This is a genomic window from Citrobacter sp. W9, from assembly GCF_026719375.1.
In the GTDB taxonomy this organism is placed as follows: Bacteria; Pseudomonadota; Gammaproteobacteria; order Enterobacterales; family Enterobacteriaceae; genus Citrobacter; species Citrobacter werkmanii.
In genome coordinates, this window is record NZ_JAPPTE010000001.1 from 653,191 (window position 1) to 677,208 (window position 24,018).

The following is a 24,018-nucleotide window of genomic DNA, read 5'->3' on the forward strand; positions in this document are numbered from 1 at the left end:
ATGAATACCATGACATTAACGCCGGGCCAACTGACTTTTGCACAACTTCGTGACATCTGGCAGCAGCCTATCCAACTAAGCCTTGATGCCAGCGCAATTGACGCCATTAATGCAAGCGTCGCCTGCGTCAATAACATTGTCGCTGAAGGCCGTACGGCATACGGCATTAATACCGGTTTTGGTCTGCTGGCGCAGACCCGTATCGCCACAGAAGATTTGCAGAATTTACAGCGCTCGTTGGTGCTTTCTCATGCGGCTGGCGTCGGCGAGGCGCTGGACGACGCGATGGTGCGTCTGATTATGGTGCTGAAAATCAACAGCCTGGCGCGCGGTTTTTCCGGTATTCGCCTGAGCGTGATTGAAGCGCTGATTGCGCTGGTGAATGCCGAGGTGTATCCGCTGATCCCGGCGAAAGGCTCAGTGGGGGCATCGGGTGACCTGGCGCCGTTGGCGCATATGTCTCTGACATTGCTGGGTGAAGGGAAGGCGCGCTGGCAGGGGGAATGGCTCCCGGCGACCGAAGCACTGAAAAAGGCCGGGCTGGAGCCGATAACGCTGGAGGCGAAAGAAGGGCTGGCGCTGCTTAACGGGACTCAGGCTTCGACGGCTTTTGCGCTGCGTGGGCTCATTGAAGCTCAGGAACTGTTTGCGTCCGCGACGGTGTGCGGGGCGCTGACCACCGAAGCCGTTTTGGGCTCCCGTCGTCCGTTTGACGCGCGGATTCATGCCGCGCGAGGACAACGCGGACAGATTGACGCCGCGGCGCTGTACCGCCATGTGTTGACGGATTCCAGCGCGCTTTCGCAGTCGCATCATAACTGTGAAAAAGTACAGGATCCGTATTCTCTGCGCTGTCAGCCGCAGGTGATGGGGGCATGTCTGACGCAAATGCGCCAGGTGATGGATGTTCTGCTGGTGGAAGCTAACGCGGTTTCCGACAACCCGCTGGTGTTTGCCGAAGAAGGCGATGTGATTTCCGGCGGCAACTTCCATGCTGAACCCGTGGCGATGGCGGCGGATAACCTGGCGCTGGCGATTGCGGAAATCGGGGCATTATCGGAGCGACGCATTGCGTTAATGATGGATAAACACATGTCGCAACTGCCGCCTTTCCTGGTGAAAAATGGCGGAGTTAACTCCGGCTTTATGATTGCGCAAGTCACGGCTGCCGCGCTGGCGAGCGAGAACAAAGCGCTGGCGCATCCGCACAGTGTAGACAGCTTACCGACCTCCGCCAACCAGGAGGATCATGTGTCTATGGCGCCGGCGGCGGGTCGCAGGCTGTGGGAGATGGCGGCGAATACGCGCGGTGTGATTGCCGTCGAGTGGCTGGCGGCGTGTCAGGGAATCGATCTACGTGAAGGGTTAACCTCAAGTCCATTGCTGGAGCAGGCGCGCCAGGCGCTACGCGAGCAGGTTGCCCACTATACGCAGGATCGCTTTTTCGCCCCGGATATTGAATCCGCGACCGAACTGTTAGCGCAAGGAACGTTGCTGAAATTGCTGCCCGAATTTCTGTAGAAAATTGCCTGATGGCGACGCTAATGCGTCTTATCAGGCCTACGATCTGCTTTGTAGGCCGGATGAGGCGAAGCCGACATCCGGCCCAACAGAGATTAACTAAACATCGCCGTAATCGAGGCGCTGGCGAGCGAGTGGAAGTGAACATTAAATCCAACCATCGCGCCGCTGGCGTCCTCATCGACATCAATACGCTCTACATCCAGCGCGTGAACCGTAAAGATATAGCGATGAGTTTCCCCCTTCGGCGGCGCTGCGCCACCATAACCGGCTTTACCAAAATCCGTACGGGTCTGAATCACCCCGTCCGGCAGTGCAACCAGACCGGAACCGAAGCCTTGCGTGAGAACGCGGGTATCGGCGGGCAGATTTACAACTACCCAGTGCCACCAGCCGGAGCCGGTGGGCGCATCAGGATCGTAACAGGTCACGACAAAGCTCTTAGTCCCGGCGGGCACATCGTCCCATGCCAGATGCGGGGAAATATTATCCCCGTCATATCCCATGCCGTTAAAGACGTGACGATGCCCAAGCTTCTCCCCATCGCGCAGATCGTTACTGATTAGTTTCATACTGACTCCTCTCGTTAGCCAAAAAGTGTAGCCAGAAACCGTAGAGCTTACCGCTGTTTAATCGCTAAAAAATGTTGCATGGCGCACAGCCTCATTGACGGCCTGCGTAAGGCGGCGCAACTGCTCGGGCTGGATAATGTACGGCGGCATCAGATAGATCAGCTTACCAAACGGTCGTACCCACACGCCCTGTTCGACAAAGAACTTCTGTAGTGCCGCCATATTTACCGGCTGGGTGGTTTCTATCACGCCGATGGCGCCGAGCACGCGCACGTCGGCGACCCAACTGGAGTCTGCCGCCGGGGCGAGTTCTGTACGCAACTGCGCTTCAATGGCCGCGACCTGCGAGCGCCACTCGCCGGTGTTGAGTAGCGACAGGCTGGCGGAGGCGACGGCACAAGCCAGCGGATTGCCCATAAAGGTCGGACCGTGCATGAAGCAGCCCGCTTCGCCGTTACTGATGGTTTCTGCGACCAGACGGGTGGTCAGGGTCGCGGAAAGGGTCATCGTTCCGGCGGTTAATGCTTTGCCGAGGCACAAAATATCCGGCGTAATATCGGCGTGTTCACAGGCAAACAGCCTGCCGGTGCGGCCAAATCCGGTGGCGATCTCATCGGCAATCAGCAGGATGCCTTCCCGGTCGCACATCTTACGGATACGCTTTAACCACTCAGGATGGTACATGCGCATACCGCCAGCGCCCTGCACAATTGGCTCGAGGATCACCGCCGCAATCTCGTGACGATGCGCGGCCATCAGGCGGGCAAAAGGCACCATGTCCAGTTCGTCCCACTTGCCGCCCATGCGGCTTTGCGGCGCAGGCGCAAACAGGTTTTCCGGCAGATACCCTTTCCACAGACTGTGCATTGAGTTGTCGGGATCGCAGACCGACATCGCGCCGAAGGTATCGCCGTGATAGCCGTTACGAAATGTCAGGAAACGCTGACGAGATTCCCCTTTGGCCTGCCAGTATTGCAGCGCCATTTTCATCGCCACTTCCACCGCGACCGAACCTGAATCCGCGAGAAAAACGCACTCCAGCGCTTCTGGCGTCATGTCCACCAGTTGGCGACACAGCGCGATGGCCGGGGCATGGGTAATGCCGCCAAACATCACGTGCGACATGGCGTCAATCTGCGTTTTCATTGCGGTGTTCAACTGCGGATGATTGTAACCGTGGATCGCCGCCCACCAGGATGACATACCGTCAATGAGCCGCTCACCGCTGGCTAAAATCAGTTCACAACCTTCGGCCCGCGCCACCGGATACACCGGCAATGGGGAGGTCATGGAAGTGTAAGGGTGCCAGATATGGCGTTGGTCAAACGCAAGATCATCCGTTGTCATAATCGACTTGTAAACCAAATTAAAAAGATTTAGGTTTACGAGTCTACACCAAACTGACAACGAAACGTATACCAATATGGCTCATTCTTCTCGCTGGACAATGTCGCAAGTCACCGAATTATTTGAAAAACCACTGCTTGATCTCCTGTTTGAAGCGCAACAGATTCATCGTCAGCACTTCGATCCGCGGCAGGTACAGGTCAGTACGCTGTTGTCGATTAAGACTGGCGCCTGCCCGGAAGACTGCAAATACTGCCCGCAAAGTTCTCGCTATAAAACGGGTCTGGAAACTGAACGCTTGATGGAAGTGGAACAGGTACTGGACTCGGCGCGTAAGGCGAAGCAGGCCGGTTCAACGCGGTTTTGCATGGGGGCGGCGTGGAAGAATCCGCACGAGCGCGATATGCCTTACCTGGAACAGATGGTTCAGGGCGTGAAAGCGTTGGGGCTGGAAGCCTGCATGACGCTGGGAACGCTCAACGAAACCCAGGCTCAGCGCCTGGCCAACGCGGGACTGGATTACTACAACCATAACCTCGACACCTCGCCGGAGTTTTACGGCAATATCATCACTACCCGGTCTTATCAGGAACGTCTGGATACGCTGGATAAAGTGCGTGAAGCCGGGATTAAAGTCTGCTCAGGCGGTATTGTCGGATTAGGCGAAACGGTCACCGATCGCGCCGGTCTGCTGCTGCAATTAGCCAATCTGCCGACACCGCCGGAAAGCGTGCCGATCAACATGCTGGTGAAGGTGAAGGGCACGCCGCTTGCCGATAACGACGACGTCGACGCGTTTGATTTCATCCGTACCATCGCCGTGGCGCGCATCATGATGCCAACCTCTTACGTGCGTCTTTCCGCCGGGCGCGAGCAGATGAACGAGCAAACCCAGGCGATGTGCTTTATGGCCGGCGCTAACTCGATTTTCTACGGCTGCAAACTGCTGACCACGCCGAATCCGAACGAAGATAAAGATTTGCTGTTGTTCCGCAAGCTGGGTCTCAACCCGCAGCAAACGGCGGTGCTGGCGGGGGATAACGAACAGCAACAACGTCTCGAGCAGGCGCTGCGTACCCCGGATACCGATGATTACTACAACGCGGCAACCGTATGACCTGGCAGCAAAAAATTGGCGATGCGCTCACGGCGCGTCGTTGCGCTGATGCGTGGCGGCAGCGCTATGCGGTGACCCAGGGCGCCGGTCGCTGGCTGCAGGCCGACGGTCGCCAGTATCTGAATTTCTCCAGCAACGACTACCTTGGCCTGAGCCACCATCCGCAGATTATCTGCGCCTGGCAGCAGGGAGCTGAACGTTTTGGCGTCGGCAGCGGCGGCTCGGGTCATGTCAGCGGGTATTCCGTGGCTCACCAGGCGCTGGAAGAAGAGCTGGCGCAGTGGCTGGGCTATTCGCGGGCGCTGTTATTTATCTCCGGTTTTGCCGCTAATCAGGCGGTGATAGCCGCATTGATGGAAAAAGACGATCGTATTGTCGCCGACAGGCTTAGCCATGCCTCGCTGTTGGAGGCCGCCAGCCTTAGCCCGGCTGTTCTACGTCGCTTTACCCATAACGATCCGCATCATCTGGAGCGTCTGCTGACTGCCCCCTGTCCGGGGCAGCAGCTCGTGGTCACTGAAGGCGTATTCAGCATGGATGGCGACAGCGCGCCGCTCGCTGAAATCCACGCGGTGGCGGAACGACACGGTGCGTGGCTACTGGTGGATGATGCGCACGGCGTTGGCGTAACCGGTGCAGAAGGACGCGGCTCCTGCTGGCGACAGCAGGTCAAACCCGAACTGTTAGTGGTGACGTTTGGCAAAGGATTTGGCGTCAGCGGCGCGGCAATCCTGTGTTCTGACAGCGTGGCCGACTATCTGTTGCAGTTTGCCCGTCATCTGATCTACAGCACCAGTATGCCTCCGGCGCAGGCTCAGGCTCTACGCGCCGCGCTGGCGGTGATCCGCAGCCGTGAAGGCGATGAACGCCGGGAAAAGTTAGCGATGCTGATCCAGCGTTTTCGCGCTGGGGTGAATACGCCGGGTTTAACGCTGGCGAATTCAACCAGTGCTATTCAGCCGCTGATTGTTGGCGATAACCATAAAGCCTTGCAACTGGCGGACACATTACGGCAACAGGGATGTTGGGTGACGGCAATTCGCCCGCCGACGGTGCCCGCCGGTACGGCCAGATTACGGCTGACGCTGACCCAGGCGCATGAGGTGCAGGATATCGATCGTCTACTGGAGGTGTTGCATGGCGCAGGTCAATAAACGGGCGATTGCCGCCGCGTTTGGCCGCGCGGCCACCCACTATGAGCAACACGCAGAGCTACAGCGTCAAAGTGCCGATGCGTTACTGGCGTTACTGGATGGCGGCACGTTCTCGCAGGTATTGGATGCGGGCTGTGGGCCTGGACGTATGAGTCGTTACTGGCGTGAGCAGGGGAGCGAGGTTTGCGCGCTGGATCTGTCGTCGCAAATGCTGGCTGAAGCGCAGCGTCACGATGTCGCCCACCATTATCTGCTGGCAGATATCGAAGCCATCCCGCAGGCAAGCGCGAGCTTTGACCTGGCCTGGAGTAATCTGGCCGTACAGTGGTGTAGCGACCTGCGCGGCGCGTTAAGCGAGCTTTACCGGGTGGTGCGTCCTGGCGGGACGGTGGCGTTTAGTACCCTGGCGCAGGGGTCGATGCCGGAACTTCGTCAGGCCTGGCAGGCGGTTGACGATCGGGAGCACGCCAATCGTTTTTTGCCCGTGGCGCAACTGGAAAACGCCCTGTATGGCTGGGATGTTGATTACCAGTCTCATGCCGTCACGCTGTGGTTTGATGATGCGCTGAGCGCCATGCGTTCGCTAAAAGGCATTGGCGCGACGCATTTGCATGATGGGCGCGAGCAACGTGTGCTGACGCGCGCTCAGCTGCGCCAGCTACAGTTAGCCTGGCCCTGTCAGCAGGGGAAATATCCGCTGACCTACCATCTTTTTTTAGGAGTAATTCAACGTGGCTAAAACGTATTTTGTCACCGGGACAGATACCGAAGTCGGTAAAACTGTCGCCAGCTGCGCGCTGCTCCAGGCGGCGGGACAACTGGGGTTGCGCGCCGTTGGCTATAAGCCGGTGGCGTCAGGCAGTGAAATGACGGCTGATGGCCTGCGAAACAGCGATGCGTTGGCATTACAGCGCAATAGCGCTGTGACGGCGGACTATGCGGCGATCAATCCCTACTGCTTCGCTGAACCTACCTCGCCGCATATCATCAGCGCCGACGAAGGTCGCCCCATTCTGGCTTCCGTGATGTCTGCAGGGTTACGCACGCTTGAAGCGCAGGCTGACTGGGTACTGGTGGAGGGGGCTGGTGGATGGTTTACGCCGCTTTCGCCAACGCTGAGTTTTTCCGACTGGGTCAAAACAGAACAGTTGCCGGTGATTCTGGTGGTTGGCGTTAAGCTCGGCTGCATCAATCACGCCATTCTGACCGCCCAGGCGGTGCAGCAGGCCGGACTGACGCTTGCCGGATGGGTAGCCAATGATGTGACGCCGCCCGGCAAACGTCATGCTGAATACATGGCGACGCTAAAGCGCGTGATCCCGGCACCTGGGCTGGGGGAAATTCCCTGGCTGGCAGAAGATCCTGAGCAGGCATCGACCGGACGTTATCTCGATCTCAGCATTTTGTCTTTGACGGCAACAGCTGGTTGAATCGAGAGGGGAAATAACACTGGTCGCTATTGCAGTACGCGGACAAGAAAATGGTGAAAATGCGAGCAAGATCTCGGCTCTCCCTGGCCGCCTCGTTAGCTGATAAATATCAAAAAATAGCGATAATTTTTTTTTAGCCCAGCGGAAAAGAGAGTCAGGGTGTTTTTGCCAGGCTACAGTCCACACGGGCTGGAAGCAGTTATCCACTATTCCTGTGGATAACCTTGTGCATTAGGGTTAGAAAACACAATGTAAGCGAGAGAAGACGCGGCCTGCGACTAAATTGATGCGAAAGACGGCTTGAGATAATAATCTTTAAATTACAGATAGTTAGATAAAAGCAATGGCTGTCGCAGAAGTGTCATGTGTTGCCATAAAACTTTCATCGGCTGGCTTGACAAATGTTAAAAAAGGCATTGGTTTGGGGATAACACATTTTTGCTGGTGTTTTATCTTGTCTGGGGGCAAATTTTGGCCTGCAGTCACGGCTATTTTGCGGGTGTAACAGAAATATTCTGGCGCGTTACTGTTTTTTCATCCAGTATATTTTACTGGCAAAATATACGACTGCGAGTAAAATTACACACCTGCCCGCCCATTGCTTCAGGTAGCTGCTCATGAGTAAACCGTTCAAACTAAATTCCGCTTTTAAACCCTCTGGCGATCAGCCTGAGGCGATACGTCGCCTGGAAGAAGGTCTGGAGGACGGTCTGGCGCATCAGACGCTGCTGGGGGTGACGGGATCGGGGAAAACATTCACCATCGCGAATGTGATTGCGGACCTACAGCGTCCTACCATGGTGCTGGCGCCTAACAAGACGCTTGCCGCGCAGCTATATGGCGAGATGAAAGAGTTCTTTCCGGAAAACGCGGTGGAATATTTTGTCTCCTACTACGACTATTATCAGCCGGAAGCTTACGTACCGAGTTCTGATACCTTCATCGAGAAGGATGCCTCGGTCAACGAACACATTGAGCAGATGCGTCTGTCGGCGACCAAAGCGCTGCTCGAACGTCGGGATGTCGTAGTGGTGGCGTCGGTTTCCGCCATTTATGGTTTGGGAGACCCGGACCTGTATCTGAAAATGATGCTGCATCTGACGGTGGGGATGATCATTGACCAGCGCGCGATCCTGCGTCGTCTGGCGGAGCTGCAATATACCCGTAACGATCAGGCATTCCAGCGCGGGACCTTCCGCGTGCGCGGTGAAGTTATCGACATTTTCCCGGCTGAATCCGACGACATTGCGCTGCGCGTGGAACTGTTCGATGAGGAAGTCGAGCGTTTGTCGCTGTTTGACCCGCTTACCGGGCAGGTTGAATCGACCATTTCCCGCTATACCATCTACCCGAAAACGCACTACGTCACGCCGCGCGAACGTATCGTGCAGGCGATGGAAGAAATTAAAGTCGAGCTGGCAGACCGCCGTAAAAATCTGCTGGCGAATAACAAGTTGCTGGAAGAGCAGCGCTTAAGCCAGCGTACACAGTTCGATCTGGAAATGATGAACGAGCTGGGTTATTGCTCGGGGATTGAAAACTATTCCCGCTATCTGTCCGGACGCGGTCCAGGCGAGCCGCCGCCGACGTTGTTTGATTACCTGCCGGCTGATGGTCTGCTGGTAGTGGATGAATCCCACGTCACTATCCCGCAAATTGGCGGTATGTACCGTGGCGACCGGGCGCGTAAAGAGACCCTGGTCGAATACGGATTCCGTTTGCCCTCGGCGCTGGATAACCGTCCGCTTAAATTTGAAGAGTTCGAGGCACTGGCTCCGCAGACCATCTACGTCTCGGCGACGCCGGGGAACTATGAGCTGGAGAAATCCGGTGATGACGTGGTTGATCAGGTAGTACGACCGACTGGCCTGCTGGATCCGGTGATAGAAGTGCGTCCGGTGGCGACGCAGGTTGACGACCTGCTGTCGGAGATCCGCACGCGTGCGGCGATTAACGAACGTGTGCTGGTCACCACGCTTACCAAACGCATGGCGGAAGACCTCACCGAATACCTCGAAGAGCACGGCGAGCGGGTGCGTTATCTGCACTCAGACATCGATACCGTGGAACGTATGGAAATCATTCGTGACCTGCGCCTGGGCGAGTTTGACGTGCTGGTGGGTATCAACCTGTTACGTGAGGGGCTGGACATGCCTGAGGTCTCGCTGGTGGCGATTCTGGACGCAGACAAAGAAGGGTTCCTGCGCTCTGAACGCTCACTTATCCAGACCATCGGTCGCGCGGCGCGTAACATCAACGGCAAGGCTATACTCTACGGCGATAAAATTACCGCCTCGATGGCCAGGGCGATTGGTGAAACTGAACGTCGTCGCGAGAAGCAGCAGCGCTATAACGAAGAGCACGGTATTACGCCGCAGGGGCTGAACAAGAAAGTGGTCGATATTCTGGCGCTGGGTCAGAATATTGCGAAGACCAAGGCGAAGGGCAAAGGGAAGTCACGTGCGGGTGCGAAGTCTGACGTTGTTGAACTGGATATGACGCCAAAAGCCCTGCAGCAAAAGATTCACGAGTTGGAAGGGCTGATGATGCAGCATGCGCAGAATCTCGAATTTGAAGAGGCTGCGACGATCCGCGATCAGTTGCATCAGTTGCGCGAGTTATTTATTGCGGCATCGTAATCCTGTGCCGGATGCGGGGTAACCCCCTTATCCGGCTTACGGGGTGCTTGCGTTTGTCGGCCTGACAAGCGCAGCGCATCAGGCAAATCCACTCAGCCTAATGCCTGTACCGCTTTCTCCAGCGCGCTGTGCAGCAGCTGACGGTCATGACGGTACGGAATATCGCTGGCTTCCAGCACTTCCTGAATCACAATGCGGTCGGTAACGGCGGAAACATCTACTTTCGGGCCGACAACCACCGCGTCAATCACTTTCTTGCCAACGTACTGTTCGATGATTGCCAGCTTATCGTTAAGCGTCAGGCTGGCTGCTGGCAGGCTTAATTCGCGACCCAGGTTGCCAATGTAGACCATCCTGGCGGGTGTACGCCGTAATGCCTGCGCCAGTTCTTCGAGCAGCAGGATCGGCATCAGGCTGGTATAAAAACTGCCTGGTCCTATCAGAATCAAATCTGCTTCGGCGATTGCCTCAACCGCTTCTCGCGTGGTAGGGACTTTTGGCGACAGCATCAGTTCCTGAGGTGGGATAGTGAGCTGATCGATATTCACTTCGCCATAGACTTCATGCCCCTGATCATCAATAGCCATCAGATCCACCGGCAGCTCTGACATCGGAATTAAATGCGCATCCACCTTCAGCAGGTTGCGAATTAAATTAATAGCTTCCAGAGGCCGCACGCTGAGGTGATCGAGCGCCTTTAACATTAAATTTCCGAGGTTATGTCCGGAAAGCTCGCCATTACCGCCAAAACGGTATTCAAACATAGCGGATGCAACGCTGGGTTGGGTAATTAACTGGTTCAGGCAGTTACGCATGTCCCCCCAGGCGATGCCGCCTTCAGAACGACGAATACGCCCCGTGGAGCCGCCATTATCGGTGGTGGTGACGATACCCGTCAGTCGTGAGCCTAAAGGGGAAAGTGAGGAGAGAACGCGTCCTAATCCATGCCCTCCGCCGAGAGCGACAACGCGATCTAAATCTGCCAGCGTGCGAGTGCGCATAGAGTTTCCTGATATCAATTGATCGGCGCTACAGTACCGTAAATAGCGTGTTTTCAGCAATTATCCAGTTGGCATTTGCCGAAATTAATTTTCGGCGATCTACTCCTTTCTGACGACATGCACCTGACAGCAAGATGATGTATATCAATGCAAAACTGTGTTTTTTGCTTATTCTGTAGCGAAATTGCACGATCATGTCGCTATATACGTATTTATACAGCGTAAGTGTGCTTGGCATTATCGCCATTTACACGCTAGTATCGGCATAACCACTACGTACTCAAAGTATGATGAGTATAAACACTCTAGCCTCTGCACCTGGGTCAAATGATACGGTGCTTTGGCCGTGGCAATGCTCGAACGAGATTGTCACCAGGGCGCAGGAAGAAATGACTGCGTCTCCCGTATTTGGAAAGGTGTACATGGGCTCTCAACTTACCGATGCTTTCGCGCGTAAGTTTTACTACTTACGTTTGTCGATTACCGATGTGTGTAACTTTCGTTGCACCTACTGCCTGCCGGATGGCTATAAGCCCGGCGGGGTCACCAATAACGGCTTTTTGACCGTTGATGAAATTCGCCGCGTCACCCGTGTGTTCGCCAGTCTGGGGACGGAAAAAGTGCGCCTGACAGGGGGCGAACCCTCATTACGTCGCGATTTTACCGACATTATTGCCGCTGTGCGTGAAAACGACGCTATCCGTCAGATTGCGGTAACGACCAATGGTTATCGTCTGGCGCGCGATGCCGCCGCCTGGCGCGATGCCGGGTTGACGGCACTCAACGTCAGCGTCGACAGTCTCGATGCCCGTCAGTTTCACGCCATTACCGGGCAGGACAAATTTCAGCAGGTGATGACGGGCATTGACGCCGCCTTTGCAGCCGGTTTTGAAAAAGTCAAAGTCAACACTGTGTTGATGCGCGACGTAAACCATCATCAACTGGACACCTTCCTGGCGTGGATCCAACCTCGACCAATCCAACTGCGTTTTATTGAACTGATGGAAACGGGCGAGGGCAGCTCTCTCTTCCGTAAACACCATATTTCAGGACAGGTACTGCGCGATGAGCTGCTGCGTCGCGGCTGGATCCACCAGATCCGACAGCGTAGCGACGGCCCGGCTCAGGTTTTCTGCCATCCTGATTATGTTGGCGAAATTGGTCTGATCATGCCTTATGAGAAAGACTTTTGCGCCACCTGTAATCGTCTGCGCGTTTCCTCTGTCGGCAAGCTTCATCTGTGTTTATTTGGTGAAGGCGGCGTAAGCCTGCGTGACTTGCTGGAAGATGACGCTCAGCAATCCGCGCTGGAAGAACGCATTTCAACCGCGCTGCTGGAGAAAAAGCAGACCCATTTCCTGCATCAGAACAATACCGGTATTACGCAAAACTTATCTTACATTGGCGGCTGATCGCTAAAAGGAGTTTTCATGAGTCAGGTAAGCGCTGAATTTATCCCGACACGCATTGCTATTCTTACTGTTTCCAACCGTCGCGGCGAAGAGGACGACACCTCTGGTCACTACCTGCGTGACTCGGCGCAGGAAGCGGGCCATCAGATTGTTGACAAGGCGATTGTCAAAGAGAACCGTTATGCCATCCGCGCCCAGGTTTCCGCCTGGATTGCCAGTGACGATGTGCAGGTTGTGCTTATTACCGGCGGCACCGGACTGACCGAAGGTGACCAGGCGCCGGAAGCGTTGCAACCACTGTTCGACAGAGAAGTTGAAGGTTTTGGCGAAGTATTCCGTATGCTCTCGTTTGAAGAGATCGGTACCGCGACGCTGCAATCCCGGGCAATTGCCGGGGTTGCGAATAAAACGCTGATTTTCGCCATGCCGGGGTCGACCAAAGCGTGCCGTACCGCCTGGGAAAATATCATTGCGCCGCAGCTTGATGCCCGTACGCGTCCGTGTAATTTCCACCCACATTTGAAGAAATAAGTATGTCGCAACTGACTCATATTAACGCCGCTGGCGAAGCCCACATGGTGGATGTCTCTGGCAAAGCAGAAACGGTACGCGAGGCGCGTGCTGAAGCATTCGTGACGATGCGCAGCGAAACGCTGGCGATGATTATCGATGGTAGCCACCATAAAGGCGACGTTTTCGCCACGGCGCGCATTGCCGGTATTCAGGCGGCCAAACGAACCTGGGATCTTATCCCGCTGTGTCACCCACTGATGCTGAGCAAAGTCGAAGTCAACCTGCATGCCGAACCGGAACACCATCGTGTACGCATTGAGACGCTGTGTCGCCTGAGCGGGAAAACCGGTGTGGAAATGGAAGCGTTAACGGCGGCCTCCGTGGCGGCGTTGACCATCTACGACATGTGCAAAGCGGTGCAAAAGGACATGGTGATTGGTCCGGTGCGCCTGCTGGCAAAAAGCGGCGGCAAGTCGGGAGATTTTAAGGTGGATGCGCATGATTAAGGTTCTTTTCTTTGCCCAGGTCCGTGAACTGGTCAACACGGATGCTTTAGAGGTCACCGCTGAATTTCCAACGGTCGAAGCGCTGCGCCAGCATCTGGCGGCGCAAGGCGATCGTTGGGCGCTGGCGCTGGAGGACGGCAAGCTGCTGGCGGCGGTGAACCAGACGCTGGTCAGTTTTGACCATCCCCTTAATGCAGGTGATGAAGTGGCTTTCTTCCCACCGGTAACCGGAGGTTAAGATGGCTGAGACGCGAATTGTTGTTGGGCATGCGCCGTTCAGCGTTGGGGAAGAGTATCCCTGGCTAGCCGAGCGTGATGAAGACGGCGCCGTAGTGACCTTCACCGGTAAAGTGCGTAACCACAACCTCGGCGACAGTGTGCAGGCATTAACGCTGGAACACTATCCCGGCATGACCGAAAAAGCGCTGGCGGAGATTGTCGACGAGGCGCGTACGCGCTGGCCGCTCGGACGGGTGACGGTGATTCATCGCATTGGCGCGCTGTGGCCCGGCGATGAAATCGTTTTTGTTGGCGTGACCAGCGCGCATCGCAGTAGCGCGTTTGATGCCGGGCAGTTCATTATGGATTATCTGAAAACCCGCGCACCGTTCTGGAAGCGCGAGGCCACGCCGGAAGGTGAACGTTGGGTGGATGCCCGTGACAGCGATAAGCTAGCAGCAAAACGCTGGTAGAGTACAATTATTGTAGGCTCATACTGATTCAGGAGATTGTCATGGACCGATTCCCACGATCCGATTCTATTGTGCAGGCGCGTTCCGGCCTGCAAACGTATATGGCGCAGGTTTATGGCTGGATGACCTGCGGGTTGTTGCTGACGGCGTTTATCGCCTGGTATGCGGCAAATACGCCCGCGGTGATGATGTTTGTCTTCTCCAGTAAAATCACCTTCTTTGGCCTGATTATCGCCCAACTGGCGCTGGTGTTCGTTTTGTCCGGCATGGTGCAAAAGCTGAGCGCCGGTGTGGCAACCACGCTGTTTATGCTCTATTCGGCGTTAACCGGGTTAACGCTGTCGAGCATCTTCATCGTCTATACCTACTCGTCTATCGCCAGTACCTTTGTGGTCACCGGCGGGATGTTTGGCATCATGAGCCTGTACGGTTATACCACTAAGCGCGATCTCAGCGGTTTCGGCAATATGCTGTTTATGGCGCTAATCGGTATTGTGCTGGCTTCACTGGTTAACTTCTGGCTGAAGAGCGAAGCGTTGATGTGGGCGGTAACCTACATTGGGGTGATTGTGTTTGTCGGTCTGACCGCCTATGACACGCAGAAGCTGAAAAACATCGGTGAGCAGATCGATCTGCGTGACAGTTCTAATCTGCGCAAATACGCGATTCTTGGCGCACTAACGCTGTATCTGGACTTTATCAACCTGTTCCTGATGCTGCTGCGTATCTTCGGCAATCGTCGTTAATTCTCTGTTGCCGGATAAGGCATTACGCCGCATCCGGCACTATATACACCATCATTTCGCCATTGCCTTCTCGTTTTTCGCCCGCAGCTTTTTCGCCCGACTTTCCAGCAACAGGTAGCAAATAAGCGCCAGCAGCAGCGGAATAAAATAATAGAGGACGCGATACGCAAGCAGGGCGGCGATAATCTTGCCTTGAGAAGTATCTTCTCCCGCCAGCAACGCCATAAAAACCGCCTCCAGCACACCGATCCCCGCCGGAATATGTACGATAACCCCGGCAATACTGCTCACCAGTAGCACGCCCAGCACGAAGAAATAGTTGATATCCTGACCCAGCAACAGCCAGATAATGGCTCCCATCACCATCCAGTTGGTACTGGATATCACCATTTGCGCGATGGCAAATTTCCAGGAAGGCAGCACCAGCTTTTGGCCCCTGATGGTGATGTGGCGATGTTTCGCGAAGGCGCAAAACCACAGATAAACGACAATAATCAGCAGTAGCGCAATGCCTAAAATGCGCAGCGTACCTTCATCGATATACCAATGCGCGGGCAGCTCGACCACGCCAAAGGTAAAAATAAAGCCGCCCAGCAGAATATAGCCCAGCCAGTTGGTGGTAATACTCAGTGAAAAAATCCGCGTAATAGTGCTCCCCGGCAACCCGAGGCGCGAGTAGAGTCGATAACGCATCCCAATGCCGCCCACCCAGGTGCTCAATGTCAGGTTGAAGGCGTAACAGATAAACGACACCAGCATGACCTGGCGTTTTGCCAGCTTGTGCCCACAGTAATGTCGGCCGAGCAGGTCATAGCAGCCGTAGAGTAAATAACTGACGATTACCAGCCCCACGGCGCTGAGCAGGGCAGTCCGATTGTAATCCCGGATTACCGTCCAGACCTCTTCCCAATTGACCTTGCTGGCATAAATGACCAGCAACACGATGACGGCAATGAAAAATAGCCACGTGAGTATTTTTTTCGCTAACCGCCAGCGCGGATGTGCTTTGGCCATCAGGATTTTCCTCCGACATCCTCAGTTTGAATGCGATCCTGCGTTTCCATGGCAGGCTGTGCGGGCGGTTCTACCTCGGTCAGATGTGGTGTATGTGCGGGAAGCCAGCCGACCAGCGCCGGGAAATGGCGTAAAAAGTGGAACGCCAGCACGCTTTTGGTCAGGTTCCACCAGGTGCGTTTGGGCAGCATGGATTCATCAACCCGCTTGCAGTCCTGCGCAATAATCGGGTTCAGGTTGTCGCGCAGAGTCTGGTTAAACGCACGGTCATGAATAATGAGATTCGCTTCCAGATTCAGCGACAGGCTGAGCGGGTCAAGATTGCTGGAGCCTACCGTCGCCCAATGATCGTCCATCAGCGCTACCTTGCCATGCAGAGGTTTACGGCGATATTCATAGACATGGACGCCGCCTTTAACCAGATAGTTATACAGCAGGCGGGCGCCCACTTTCACAATCGGCATATCCGGTTCACCCTGCACGATGAGTTTTACCCGAACGCCGCGTCGGGCCGCTTTACGCAGGGCATGCAGAAAGCGATAGCCGGGAAAGAAGTAGGCATTGGCAATGATCACTTCCCGTCTGGCCTGGGTAAGCATTTTCAAATAATGACGTTCAATATCATCGCGATGTTCTTCGTTGTCGCGCCAGACAAATAGTACCTGCGCTTCGCCAGGCCGATGATTTTCGACTGCGCGATGATGACGTCGCCACCAGCGGCGTACGGCGCTCTGACCCGGCAAGTTTTCCAGCACGAATGTCAGGATGTCGGCCACGATGGGACCTTCAACGCGCACGGCGTAATCCTGCTTGGCCTCAGGGCCGTAATCAGACATATGTTCAGCGGAATAATTGATGCCGCCGACGAAAGCGACACGGTCATCAATGACCACAATTTTGCGATGCATACGGCGAAAGAGATTGGTGCGCATGCCGAACAGACGCGGGCGCGGATCGTAATAGCGGAAAACAATGCCGGCTGCGGTTAGCTCATTAACGAAGCTGTCGCTGAGGTCCGGCGAGCCATAGCCATCCAGCAGCACTTCTGCTTTAACACCGCGACGTGCTGCACTCAGCAGCGCGGCATGCAGCTGTTTTCCGACCGCATCTTCAAACCAGATGAAGGTCTCGAGGATAATTTTTTGCTGCGCCTGTTCAATGGCGCCAAACACGGCGGGGTAGTACTGATCGCCGTTTTCCAGCAGTTGAATTTGATTGCCTTCACGCCAGCCAAATTTCATAAATGAATCTCCGCACTCAGAGGGGCATGATCGGACAAATGTCGCCAGTGACGCAGCGCCAGCGTCGTTGGGGTACTGGCATTCGCGTTTTTCACATAGATCCTGTCGAGACGCAGCAGGGGAAACTGCACCGGAAACGTCCGCGCCGGACGACCGTGGGCGCGGGTAAAGATCTCGTCAAGATCGGCATTGGCTTTCAACGGATGATTAGCTTTTTGTCGCCAATCGTTGAAATCACCGGCGACCACGACGGGCTCACCCTCAGGTAAGGCATTCACCCACTCTGCCAGCATAGCGAGTTGGGCCTGACGGTGGGCTTCACGCAAACCGAGATGGACACACATCACGTGAACCGGGTGGGAGAGCATCGGCGGCACGATGCGGCAGTACAGGACCCCGCGTTTTTCACTCGCGCCGACCGACACATCGCGATTTTCATAATGTTCAATAGGATAGCGCGACAGCACAGCGTTACCGTGATGCCCCTGCGGATACACGGCGTTACGTCCATAAGCGAAGTCGCTCCACATGGTATCCGCCAGAAATTCGTAGTGCGTGGTGTCCGGCCAGTTTTCCACATGCAGAGGATGAACCTCGTGCGCGCCCATGACCTCTTGCAGGCACACAATATCCGCACCGACCGTTCTGACGGCCTCTCGCAGCTCAGGCAAAATAAAACGCCGATTGAAGGCGGTAAATCCTTTATGAGTATTAATGGTGAGCACATTGAATGAAAACCGTTCTGTTTGTCTGGCCATGATTCTCCCGTTGGCATCACTTTCCTGATTAAAATAGTGTAGTCGTCGTCACAAAAAGATGCGGTGTTGCGGAATTTTCCGTAAAGTCCGGTACTCTGAACAATTAGTCGAAAATCCTTCAGGAGAAAAGCCATGAGGTGGCAACAACGTGTTCGTGTCGCAACGGGTCTAAGTTGCTGGCAGATTGTGTTGCATTTACTGGTAGTGGCATTGCTGGTAATGGGCTGGATGAGCGGCACGCTGGTGCACGTCGGCCTGGGATTATGCGTCGTTTACGGCGTAACGGTTTTATTAATGCTGGCCTTACAACGTCACCATGAACAGCGCTGGCGCGACGTGGCGGATGTGCTGGAAGAACTCACTACGACGTGGTATTTCGGTGCCGCGATGATTGTACTGTGGCTGTTGTCGCGCGTGCTGCAAAACAACATCTTGCTGGCTCTGGCGGGGCTGGTGATCCTTGCCGGACCCGCCGTGGTGTCGCTGCTGGCGAAAGACAAAAAGCTACATCACCTTGCGTCGAAACATCGCATACGCCGCTGAGCCGGTTGTGGCCGCGATCACCAACAGCGGCCACAAACTTCCCCAGACAATCTTCAGACTCGCATCCTTCAGGTAAATCTGTTTCGTGATGTCCGTAAAATGGCGGATCGGGTTTATCCACGTCAGATTCTGCAACCATACCGGCATGTTTTCGACAGGCGAGACGTAGCCTGAGAGTAATATCGCCGGCATCATGAAGACAAATACGCCGATAAACGCCTGCTGCTGGGTGGCGCACAGCGATGAAATCAGCAGACCAAAACCGACCAGCGACAGCCCATAAATCACCATCGTGAAATAGAACAGTCCCAGTGAACCGGCAAACGGAATGTGATAAGCCCAGATGCCGATCGCCAGCACAATGGTGGCCTGAAAAGTGGCCACAATCAGCGCGGGCACTGCCTTGCCGATGAAAATCTGCCAGGTGGTGAGCGGGGAGACCAGCAGTTGATCGAGCGTGCCCTGTTCGCGCTCGCGGGCCACCGACAGCGAGGTGACGATCATCACGCCGATGGTGGTGATCATGGCGATCAGCGACGGAACCACGAACCATTTGTAGTCCAGATTCGGGTTATACCAGTTACGCACCACCAGTTCGCTGTTGTTCGGTTTTGGCTTACCGTCCATCAGCTCCTGCTGGTACTCCTTCACGATCTGCTGCAGGTAATTGGCGGCAATTTGCGCGCTGTTCGAGTTACGTCCATCGAGGATAATTTGCATGGGCGCTTGCTGGAAGGTATCCAGATTCCGCGAAAAATTGGCCGGGAAGCGCACCAGCAGCAGCGCTTTTTGCGTGTCGATGGTGGGCTGGATCTCCTGTGGGCTTTTCAGTAACAGGACATGCGTAAAGGCGCTGGCGCGGGCGAAGCGCTGGGTAAGCTCCACCGAGTGTTTGCCATTGTCTTCGTTATAGATAGCGATAGTGGCGTTGGTCACTTCCAGCGTCGCGGCGAACGGGAACAGAATGACCTGAATCAGCACCGGTAAAATCAGAATGGCTCGCGTCTGCGGCTCGCGTAATAGCGATTGCAGCTCTTTACGAATTAATGTCCATAAGCGATGAAACATGCCCGTCCCCTTAATCCAGCCGACGTTTGGTTTTAAGCCACGTCAGGCCAATAAACATTACCGCCGAAGCGATTAAAAACAGCACGTTGATAATCAGCACCACCGGAATGTTGCCCGCCAAAAAAAGGCTTTGCAGGGTGCTGACGAAATAGCGCGCCGGAATAATGTAAGTCACCGCGCGGATAATCGCCGGCATGCTGTCTATCTGGAAGATAAACCCCGACAACATAATCGAGGGCAGGAAAGCGGCGTTCAGCGCAACCTGCGCGGCGTTAAACTGATTACGGGTGATGGTGGAGATAAGCAGGCCCATGCCGAGCGTACTGAGCAGGAACAGGCTGGTGATAAAAAACAGGATTAGCAACGAGCCGCGATAGGGCACGCCAAGAATAAACACCGACACCAGCATACACAGCAGCATCGCCAGCATGCCTAAAAAGTAATAGGGGACCAGTTTGCACAGCAGCAGCTCGACGCGGGTAACTTCGGTAGACAACAGCGCTTCCATGGTGCCGCGCTCCCATTCACGCGCCACCACTAACGAGGTGAGGATCGCGCCAATCACCGTCATGATGATGGTTACCGCCCCGGGAATTATAAAGTGCTGGCTGATAGCCGCCGGGTTAAACCAGTAGCGGGTCTGCACATCGATTAACGGCTTAAATGATTCCCCGCGATCCTCAGCCCGCTGTTGCTGCCAAATTTGCCAGATGCCTTCGACATAACCCTGCACAAAGTTGGCGGTATTCGGTTCGCTGCCGTCAGTGATCACCTGAATAGGGGCTGTGTCTCCAGGTCGCGCCATTTGTTGGGCAAAATCTACCGGGATCACCACCAGCCCGCGAATGCGCCCGGCCTGCATTTTCTCAATCAATTCCTGACGGTTATCGCTGATGGTGGCGTCAATGTACGGCGAACCGGTCATGGTGTGGGTGAAATCCAGCGCCTCTTCGCTCTGCTGTTCGAGCAAAATTCCCACTCGCAGCTTGCTGGAGTCGAGGTTGATCCCGTAGCCGAAGATAAACAGCAGCAACAACGGGATCACCACCGCAATCAGCCAACTGCTGGGATCGCGGACGATCTGGCGCGTCTCTTTTACGCACAGCGCGCGTACGCGTCGCCATGAGAGCGCGGAGTTACTCATGCGTATGCTCCTTATCCCAGTCATTGATGAGCGTAATAAACGCCTGCTCCATGGTGGGGTCCGGCGTGTCGTTATCGGCAGCCTTTGCTTTCAGGTCGTCCGGCGTGCCGCTGGCGATCAGTTTGCCGCGATAAACCAGTCCGATGCGATCGCAATATTCCGCCTCATCCATAAAGTGGGTCGTCACCATTACCGTGACGCCTTTTTCCACCATGCTGTTGATATGCAACCAGAATTCTCGACGGGTAAGGGGGTCAACCCCGGAAGTGGGTTCATCGAGAAACAGGATATCTGGCTCATGCATCAGCGAGCAGGCCAGCGCCAGACGTTGTTTAAAGCCCAGCGGTAGCTCGTCGGTAGCGTGGGAGGCGATGCTTTTCAGGCCAAATGCCTCACTCATGCGATCGATCTTCTCTTTCTGCGTCCGACCGCGCAGGCCGTAGACGCCGGAGAAAAAACGCAGATTCTGTTCAACCGTCAGGTTGCCGTACAGGGAGAATTTCTGCGCCATATAGCCCAGATGCTGACGCGCTTTGCCGGAGCTAACCTTGAGATCCATATCCAGCACCAGCGCTTTGCCGGAGGTAGGAACCAGCAGACCGCACATCATTTTAAAGGTGGTGGATTTCCCGGCGCCGTTGGGGCCTAACAGGCCAAAAATCTCGCCGCGCTGCACGGCAAAATCTACATGGTCGGTAGCGGCAAAATCGCCAAACTTTTTGGTCAACGCTTTGGCTTCGATCACCGTTTCGCCAGGCGTGCCTTCCACGGTATGCAGGATGGCGCCCAGCGGTGACTCTGATGTTCCGGCACCGCCGAGTAGATCGATAAAAGCATCCTCGAAACGGGGAGCGGTTTCGTTGATGGTTATCTCCGGCATACCGTTCGCGTCTTGAATCTGCTGGGCCGTGGCCTCTTTTTTCAGGATCAAACGGACGGATTTCCCCTGAATCATCCCGTCGCTGACCTGCGGCAGTTTTAACACGCGTTGCAACAGTCGGCGGTTATTTTCCTGCGGGCTGCTCATTAAAAAACTGCGTCCGGCCATCGTCTGCGTAAGCTGGGTCGGATCGCCCTGATACAGCAATTCGCCTTCGTTCATCAGTAGCACATCACGACACTGTTCGGCTTCATCCAGATAGGAGGTACTCCAGAGGATCAGCATCCCGTCGCCCGCCAGTTCATGGACCATTTGCCACAACTCGCGGCGGGATATCGGGTCGACGCCCACGCCGGGCTCATCCAGCAGCAACACTTTGGGCTCGCCCACCAGCGTACAGGCAAGCCCGAGCTTCTGTTTCATGCCTCCGGAAAGCTTGCCTGCCAGTCGTCCGGTAAACGGACCCAGCGAGGTAAATTCCAGTAACCGGGCAAAGGTTTTTTCTCGCACGTCGCCGGTGACGCTGCGCAAATCGGCATAGAGATTGAGGTTCTCCATGACCGTCAAATCTTCGTACAGGCCAAATTTCTGCGGCATATACCCCAGCACGGCGTGCAGGGCGCTGTCGTCTTTGATGGGATCAAAGCCAATTACCGCAGCACTTCCGGCGTCGGGTTTTAACAAACCCGCCAGTATGCGCATCAGCGTGGTTTTGCCCGCGCCGTCCGGCCCGACAAGCCCTGTCACGTAGCCGGCATGAACGGTACAGTCGAGCGGGGCGACGGCCGGTTTTTCCATTCCGGCAAAGTTTTTCGTCAACCCATTCAGCGTAATGACGGCGTCAGTCATGCCGTGCCTCATCGCCAAACTTTATTGTTACCGGCATCCCCTGGCGCAGCGCATCGTCTGCGTCGGTCACCACAATGCGCAGACGATAAACCAGGTCGGTGCGCAGGTCAGGGGTCTCGACCGTTTTCGGGGTAAACTCGGCGGTGGGCGACACGAAGCCAATTTTACCGTGATAAGGCTTGTCCGGGCGGCCATCGGTGTAAAGCAGGATTTCGCGTCCTGGCTGCGCCTGGCTCAGATTGCGTTCGTCAACGTAGGCGCGAATCCAGACCGGACGCGTGAGTGATAGCGTCAGTACCGTGCCGCCTTCGTTCAGCATACTACCCGGTTCAACCGCCCGGGTGAGAATCGTGCCGTCAGACGGAGAGGTTAACGTGGTGTCATGCAAATTCAGTTCAGCCTGCGCCAGCTCAGCTTGTGCTTGTTCGAGCGTGGCTTTCGCCTGCTCAATATCCTGCACACGATTACCGCTGCGATACTGGGCGAGTTTATCCTGCGCGGATTTCAGTGAGGCCAGCGCCTGGTCACGTGATGAACGGGCGTTTTCCAGATCGTTAGCGGAAATGGTGCGGCTTTTCCACAGTCCTACCTGGCGATTGTAAAAGTTTTGCGCATAATCATAGGCGGCCTGCGCCTGTTTGACCGCCGCTGCGGTTTGCGCAATCTCTTCTTCACGATAACCGGCCAGCATCAGATCGTACTGTGCCTGGGCGGCGGCAACATTCGCTTTTGCCTGCATTAGCGCGTTTTCATACGGCGCGTGGTCCAGTTCGCCCAGCACCTGGCCGGCGGTAATGGCGTCGCCTTCGTCAACCGCCAGAGAGGCCAGCCTGCCGCCGACGCGAAAACTCAGATTGACGCTACGGATATCGACGTTGCCGTAGAGCGTCAGACCGTTATCTTGCCGACTTTGATACCACCACGTTCCACCAGCAATCACGGCAACGAGGGCCGCGATAACCAGCCCGAGAACGACAGGTTTTTTCATGACTCCAGACTCCTTTGCGTTAAACCTTGCAGAATAAGATCGATGTGACAGGTAACGGTGTGCTCAATCAGCGCGGTTTTATCCTCATCAAATTGTGACCAGCCCGTACGCAACAGAATAGTTTCTTTCCCCAGACGAAAGGCCAGCACCTCGCCGAGTATGGCGTGGGTGTGCAGAATCATTTGGGTGTCGTTGGCATCGCGACCAGTATAGGCAGCAATCAGGCGCGTCAGGTGGGTATGCAGCGGATTGATAACCTGGTCGTGCACCAGTTGATAAGCCGCGGTGGGTGAAAGCTGTTCACGTGAGATAAATTTGCTCAGGTTAACGGTGTCGTCCTGGGTTAACAGCATGATCATATTTTTACAGGCGCGCAGGATAAGTTCGCGCATCGCGCCACGATCGGGCTCCGGCTGAGCAAACAGACGCTCGGCTTCTTCCGCATGCGGGCGAAACTGTGAGCCAATAAAATCGGCAATCCACTGGGCGCAGGCGAGGTATAAATCCTCTTTTGAGCCAAAATAGTAGGTGATGGCCGCAATGTTTTGTCCGGCCTGCGCGGCGATATCGCGCGTTGTGGCGTGCAGACCATACTCGCCAAACTGCGCCAGCGCGGCGGCAATGAGCTGGTTTTTCGCTTGTTCGCCTTTGGTTGTCATGGTGGGTGTATTCATTGCGCGGCTCTGATCTTAATCAATCGATTGATTAAGATTATGACTGATATGCCACCTTGTCCAGTCCGCGAGGTTATTTTCCGATGAAGGGATAATTTATGCGGTACATCACAAAAACTGCTACACTCCGCCCCTTCATGACATTGTGGTTTTTGTCATCTCTATTGTGTGTATCTCCCTGAAAACGACACCGGTAACGGTCAGGGCGG

At 55.3% G+C, this 24,018-nt stretch carries 24 protein-coding genes and 1 riboswitch; of the genes, 13 read left to right on the forward strand and 11 right to left on the reverse strand.

All coding sequences use genetic code 11. The features are described from left to right. A complete protein-coding gene (gene hutH, locus OOJ59_RS03050; RefSeq protein WP_160955527.1) occupies positions 1–1,521 on the forward strand; it encodes a histidine ammonia-lyase in 1,521 nt (506 codons plus the stop codon). 95 nt (positions 1,522–1,616) lie between these two features. On the opposite strand, the gene OOJ59_RS03055 is transcribed toward hutH, so the two are convergent. Further along, on the reverse strand, positions 1,617–2,093 hold the full coding sequence (locus tag OOJ59_RS03055; RefSeq protein ID WP_038639028.1) for a kinase inhibitor: 477 nt from the start codon (positions 2,091–2,093) through the stop codon (positions 1,617–1,619). Between the two features lie 57 nt (positions 2,094–2,150). Then, on the reverse strand, positions 2,151–3,440 hold the full coding sequence (bioA, locus tag OOJ59_RS03060) for an adenosylmethionine--8-amino-7-oxononanoate transaminase (protein WP_268063332.1): 1,290 nt from the start codon (positions 3,438–3,440) through the stop codon (positions 2,151–2,153). A 76-nt stretch (positions 3,441–3,516) separates the two neighbouring features. On the opposite strand from bioA, the gene bioB reads away from it, so the two are divergent. The 5 genes from bioB to uvrB all read left to right on the forward strand — a co-directional run bounded on the left by bioB (position 3,517) and on the right by uvrB (position 9,780). Further along, positions 3,517–4,557: a biotin synthase BioB gene (gene bioB, locus OOJ59_RS03065; RefSeq protein ID WP_038639034.1), complete on the forward strand. Its 1,041-nt coding sequence runs from the start codon at positions 3,517–3,519 to the stop codon at positions 4,555–4,557. Then, positions 4,554–5,711 (forward strand): 8-amino-7-oxononanoate synthase, encoded by a 1,158-nt coding sequence (gene bioF, locus OOJ59_RS03070; RefSeq protein ID WP_038639037.1) that lies wholly within the window; start codon positions 4,554–4,556, stop codon positions 5,709–5,711. Before bioB ends, bioF begins: the two co-directional genes overlap by 4 nt. Then, positions 5,695–6,450, forward strand: a complete 756-nt coding sequence (gene bioC, locus OOJ59_RS03075) for a malonyl-ACP O-methyltransferase BioC (RefSeq protein WP_087857607.1) — start codon at positions 5,695–5,697, stop codon at positions 6,448–6,450. Before bioF ends, bioC begins: the two co-directional genes overlap by 17 nt. Further along, the gene (gene bioD / locus OOJ59_RS03080; protein WP_160955529.1) at positions 6,443–7,141 is read left to right on the forward strand and encodes a dethiobiotin synthase; all 699 of its coding nucleotides are present in this window, start codon (positions 6,443–6,445) and stop codon (positions 7,139–7,141) included. Before bioC ends, bioD begins: the two co-directional genes overlap by 8 nt. A 617-nt stretch (positions 7,142–7,758) precedes the next feature. Further along, entirely contained in the window at positions 7,759–9,780 is a 2,022-nt protein-coding gene (uvrB, locus tag OOJ59_RS03085) for an excinuclease ABC subunit UvrB (RefSeq protein ID WP_160955530.1), read from the forward strand. Between the two features lie 92 nt (positions 9,781–9,872). Here the strand turns inward: uvrB and yvcK are convergent, their stop codons facing one another. Beyond that, positions 9,873–10,781: a uridine diphosphate-N-acetylglucosamine-binding protein YvcK gene (gene yvcK / locus OOJ59_RS03090; RefSeq protein WP_159121169.1), complete on the reverse strand. Its 909-nt coding sequence runs from the start codon at positions 10,779–10,781 to the stop codon at positions 9,873–9,875. Positions 10,782–11,070: 289 nt separating this feature from the next. After that, a riboswitch (molybdenum cofactor riboswitch) is annotated at positions 11,071–11,216 on the forward strand. Here yvcK and moaA point away from each other — a divergent pair. From moaA to OOJ59_RS03120, 6 genes are all read left to right on the forward strand, one after another. After that, positions 11,204–12,193 carry a GTP 3',8-cyclase MoaA gene (gene moaA / locus OOJ59_RS03095; protein ID WP_160955531.1) on the forward strand — a complete coding sequence of 330 codons (990 nt, stop codon included), beginning with the start codon at positions 11,204–11,206 and terminating at the stop codon, positions 12,191–12,193. Its footprint overlaps the riboswitch before it by 13 nt. An 18-nt stretch (positions 12,194–12,211) precedes the next feature. Continuing rightward, positions 12,212–12,724 carry a molybdenum cofactor biosynthesis protein B gene (moaB, locus tag OOJ59_RS03100; protein WP_003035187.1) on the forward strand — a complete coding sequence of 171 codons (513 nt, stop codon included), beginning with the start codon at positions 12,212–12,214 and terminating at the stop codon, positions 12,722–12,724. 2 nt (positions 12,725–12,726) lie between these two features. Beyond that, positions 12,727–13,212, forward strand: a complete 486-nt coding sequence (moaC, locus tag OOJ59_RS03105; protein WP_079224905.1) for a cyclic pyranopterin monophosphate synthase MoaC — start codon at positions 12,727–12,729, stop codon at positions 13,210–13,212. Then, a complete protein-coding gene (moaD, locus tag OOJ59_RS03110; protein ID WP_038639062.1) occupies positions 13,205–13,450 on the forward strand; it encodes a molybdopterin synthase sulfur carrier subunit in 246 nt (81 codons plus the stop codon). Before moaC ends, moaD begins: the two co-directional genes overlap by 8 nt. A 1-nt stretch (position 13,451) precedes the next feature. Further along, positions 13,452–13,904 carry a molybdopterin synthase catalytic subunit MoaE gene (gene moaE / locus OOJ59_RS03115; protein WP_038639065.1) on the forward strand — a complete coding sequence of 151 codons (453 nt, stop codon included), beginning with the start codon at positions 13,452–13,454 and terminating at the stop codon, positions 13,902–13,904. Between the two features lie 41 nt (positions 13,905–13,945). After that, positions 13,946–14,650, forward strand: coding sequence for a Bax inhibitor-1/YccA family protein (locus tag OOJ59_RS03120; protein WP_038639068.1), 705 nt, complete (start codon positions 13,946–13,948; stop codon positions 14,648–14,650). Between the two features lie 51 nt (positions 14,651–14,701). Here OOJ59_RS03120 and OOJ59_RS03125 read toward each other — a convergent pair whose 3' ends face one another. Genes OOJ59_RS03125 through OOJ59_RS03135 form a run of 3 tightly spaced genes read right to left on the reverse strand, consistent with a single transcriptional unit; the run spans position 14,702 to position 17,663 of the window. Next, positions 14,702–15,664, reverse strand: coding sequence for a lysylphosphatidylglycerol synthase domain-containing protein (locus tag OOJ59_RS03125; protein ID WP_038639070.1), 963 nt, complete (start codon positions 15,662–15,664; stop codon positions 14,702–14,704). Next, positions 15,664–16,905 (reverse strand): cardiolipin synthase ClsB, encoded by a 1,242-nt coding sequence (gene clsB / locus OOJ59_RS03130; protein ID WP_137350995.1) that lies wholly within the window; start codon positions 16,903–16,905, stop codon positions 15,664–15,666. The genes OOJ59_RS03125 and clsB overlap by 1 nt, the downstream gene beginning before the upstream one ends. Continuing rightward, the gene (locus OOJ59_RS03135) at positions 16,902–17,663 is read right to left on the reverse strand and encodes an endonuclease/exonuclease/phosphatase family protein (RefSeq protein WP_069323204.1); all 762 of its coding nucleotides are present in this window, start codon (positions 17,661–17,663) and stop codon (positions 16,902–16,904) included. Before OOJ59_RS03135 ends, clsB begins: the two co-directional genes overlap by 4 nt. 132 nt (positions 17,664–17,795) lie before the next feature. Between OOJ59_RS03135 and OOJ59_RS03140 the strand changes: the two genes are divergently transcribed. Then, positions 17,796–18,206, forward strand: a complete 411-nt coding sequence (locus tag OOJ59_RS03140) for a YbhQ family protein (RefSeq protein WP_160955532.1) — start codon at positions 17,796–17,798, stop codon at positions 18,204–18,206. Here OOJ59_RS03140 and OOJ59_RS03145 read toward each other — a convergent pair. The 5 genes from OOJ59_RS03145 to cecR are packed head-to-tail and all read right to left on the reverse strand — an operon-like array spanning position 18,168 to position 23,809. Next, entirely contained in the window at positions 18,168–19,274 is a 1,107-nt protein-coding gene (locus tag OOJ59_RS03145) for an ABC transporter permease (protein WP_003831543.1), read from the reverse strand. The genes OOJ59_RS03140 and OOJ59_RS03145 overlap by 39 nt on opposite strands. Before the next feature lie 10 nt (positions 19,275–19,284). Continuing rightward, complete coding sequence (locus OOJ59_RS03150) at positions 19,285–20,418, reverse strand: ABC transporter permease (RefSeq protein ID WP_160955533.1); 1,134 nt, start codon at positions 20,416–20,418, stop codon at positions 19,285–19,287. After that, the gene (locus OOJ59_RS03155) at positions 20,411–22,147 is read right to left on the reverse strand and encodes an ATP-binding cassette domain-containing protein (RefSeq protein ID WP_137350994.1); all 1,737 of its coding nucleotides are present in this window, start codon (positions 22,145–22,147) and stop codon (positions 20,411–20,413) included. The genes OOJ59_RS03150 and OOJ59_RS03155 overlap by 8 nt, the downstream gene beginning before the upstream one ends. Beyond that, entirely contained in the window at positions 22,140–23,135 is a 996-nt protein-coding gene (gene hlyD / locus OOJ59_RS03160) for a secretion protein HlyD (RefSeq protein WP_069323206.1), read from the reverse strand. The genes OOJ59_RS03155 and hlyD overlap by 8 nt, the downstream gene beginning before the upstream one ends. Then, positions 23,132–23,809: a transcriptional regulator CecR gene (cecR, locus tag OOJ59_RS03165; RefSeq protein ID WP_061381910.1), complete on the reverse strand. Its 678-nt coding sequence runs from the start codon at positions 23,807–23,809 to the stop codon at positions 23,132–23,134. Before cecR ends, hlyD begins: the two co-directional genes overlap by 4 nt. Positions 23,810–24,018 lie beyond the last annotated feature (209 nt).

Bases quoted from the DNA above. Each gene is read 5' to 3' on its own strand.
- hutH (WP_160955527.1), top strand. From the start codon at position 1: ATGAATACCATGACATTAACGCCGGGCCAACTGACTTTTGCACAACTT.
- OOJ59_RS03055 (WP_038639028.1), bottom strand. From the start codon at position 2,093: ATGAAACTAATCAGTAACGATCTGCGCGATGGGGAGAAGCTTGGGCAT.
- bioA (WP_268063332.1), bottom strand. From the start codon at position 3,440: ATGACAACGGATGATCTTGCGTTTGACCAACGCCATATCTGGCACCCT.
- bioB (WP_038639034.1), top strand. From the start codon at position 3,517: ATGGCTCATTCTTCTCGCTGGACAATGTCGCAAGTCACCGAATTATTT.
- bioF (WP_038639037.1), top strand. From the start codon at position 4,554: ATGACCTGGCAGCAAAAAATTGGCGATGCGCTCACGGCGCGTCGTTGC.
- bioC (WP_087857607.1), top strand. From the start codon at position 5,695: ATGGCGCAGGTCAATAAACGGGCGATTGCCGCCGCGTTTGGCCGCGCG.
- uvrB (WP_160955530.1), top strand. From the start codon at position 7,759: ATGAGTAAACCGTTCAAACTAAATTCCGCTTTTAAACCCTCTGGCGAT.
- yvcK (WP_159121169.1), bottom strand. From the start codon at position 10,781: ATGCGCACTCGCACGCTGGCAGATTTAGATCGCGTTGTCGCTCTCGGC.
- moaA (WP_160955531.1), top strand. From the start codon at position 11,204: ATGGGCTCTCAACTTACCGATGCTTTCGCGCGTAAGTTTTACTACTTA.
- moaB (WP_003035187.1), top strand. From the start codon at position 12,212: ATGAGTCAGGTAAGCGCTGAATTTATCCCGACACGCATTGCTATTCTT.
- moaC (WP_079224905.1), top strand. From the start codon at position 12,727: ATGTCGCAACTGACTCATATTAACGCCGCTGGCGAAGCCCACATGGTG.
- moaD (WP_038639062.1), top strand. From the start codon at position 13,205: ATGATTAAGGTTCTTTTCTTTGCCCAGGTCCGTGAACTGGTCAACACG.
- moaE (WP_038639065.1), top strand. From the start codon at position 13,452: ATGGCTGAGACGCGAATTGTTGTTGGGCATGCGCCGTTCAGCGTTGGG.
- OOJ59_RS03120 (WP_038639068.1), top strand. From the start codon at position 13,946: ATGGACCGATTCCCACGATCCGATTCTATTGTGCAGGCGCGTTCCGGC.
- OOJ59_RS03125 (WP_038639070.1), bottom strand. From the start codon at position 15,664: ATGGCCAAAGCACATCCGCGCTGGCGGTTAGCGAAAAAAATACTCACG.
- clsB (WP_137350995.1), bottom strand. From the start codon at position 16,905: ATGAAATTTGGCTGGCGTGAAGGCAATCAAATTCAACTGCTGGAAAAC.
- OOJ59_RS03135 (WP_069323204.1), bottom strand. From the start codon at position 17,663: ATGGCCAGACAAACAGAACGGTTTTCATTCAATGTGCTCACCATTAAT.
- OOJ59_RS03140 (WP_160955532.1), top strand. From the start codon at position 17,796: ATGAGGTGGCAACAACGTGTTCGTGTCGCAACGGGTCTAAGTTGCTGG.
- OOJ59_RS03145 (WP_003831543.1), bottom strand. From the start codon at position 19,274: ATGTTTCATCGCTTATGGACATTAATTCGTAAAGAGCTGCAATCGCTA.
- OOJ59_RS03150 (WP_160955533.1), bottom strand. From the start codon at position 20,418: ATGAGTAACTCCGCGCTCTCATGGCGACGCGTACGCGCGCTGTGCGTA.
- OOJ59_RS03155 (WP_137350994.1), bottom strand. From the start codon at position 22,147: ATGACTGACGCCGTCATTACGCTGAATGGGTTGACGAAAAACTTTGCC.
- hlyD (WP_069323206.1), bottom strand. From the start codon at position 23,135: ATGAAAAAACCTGTCGTTCTCGGGCTGGTTATCGCGGCCCTCGTTGCC.
- cecR (WP_061381910.1), bottom strand. From the start codon at position 23,809: ATGAATACACCCACCATGACAACCAAAGGCGAACAAGCGAAAAACCAG.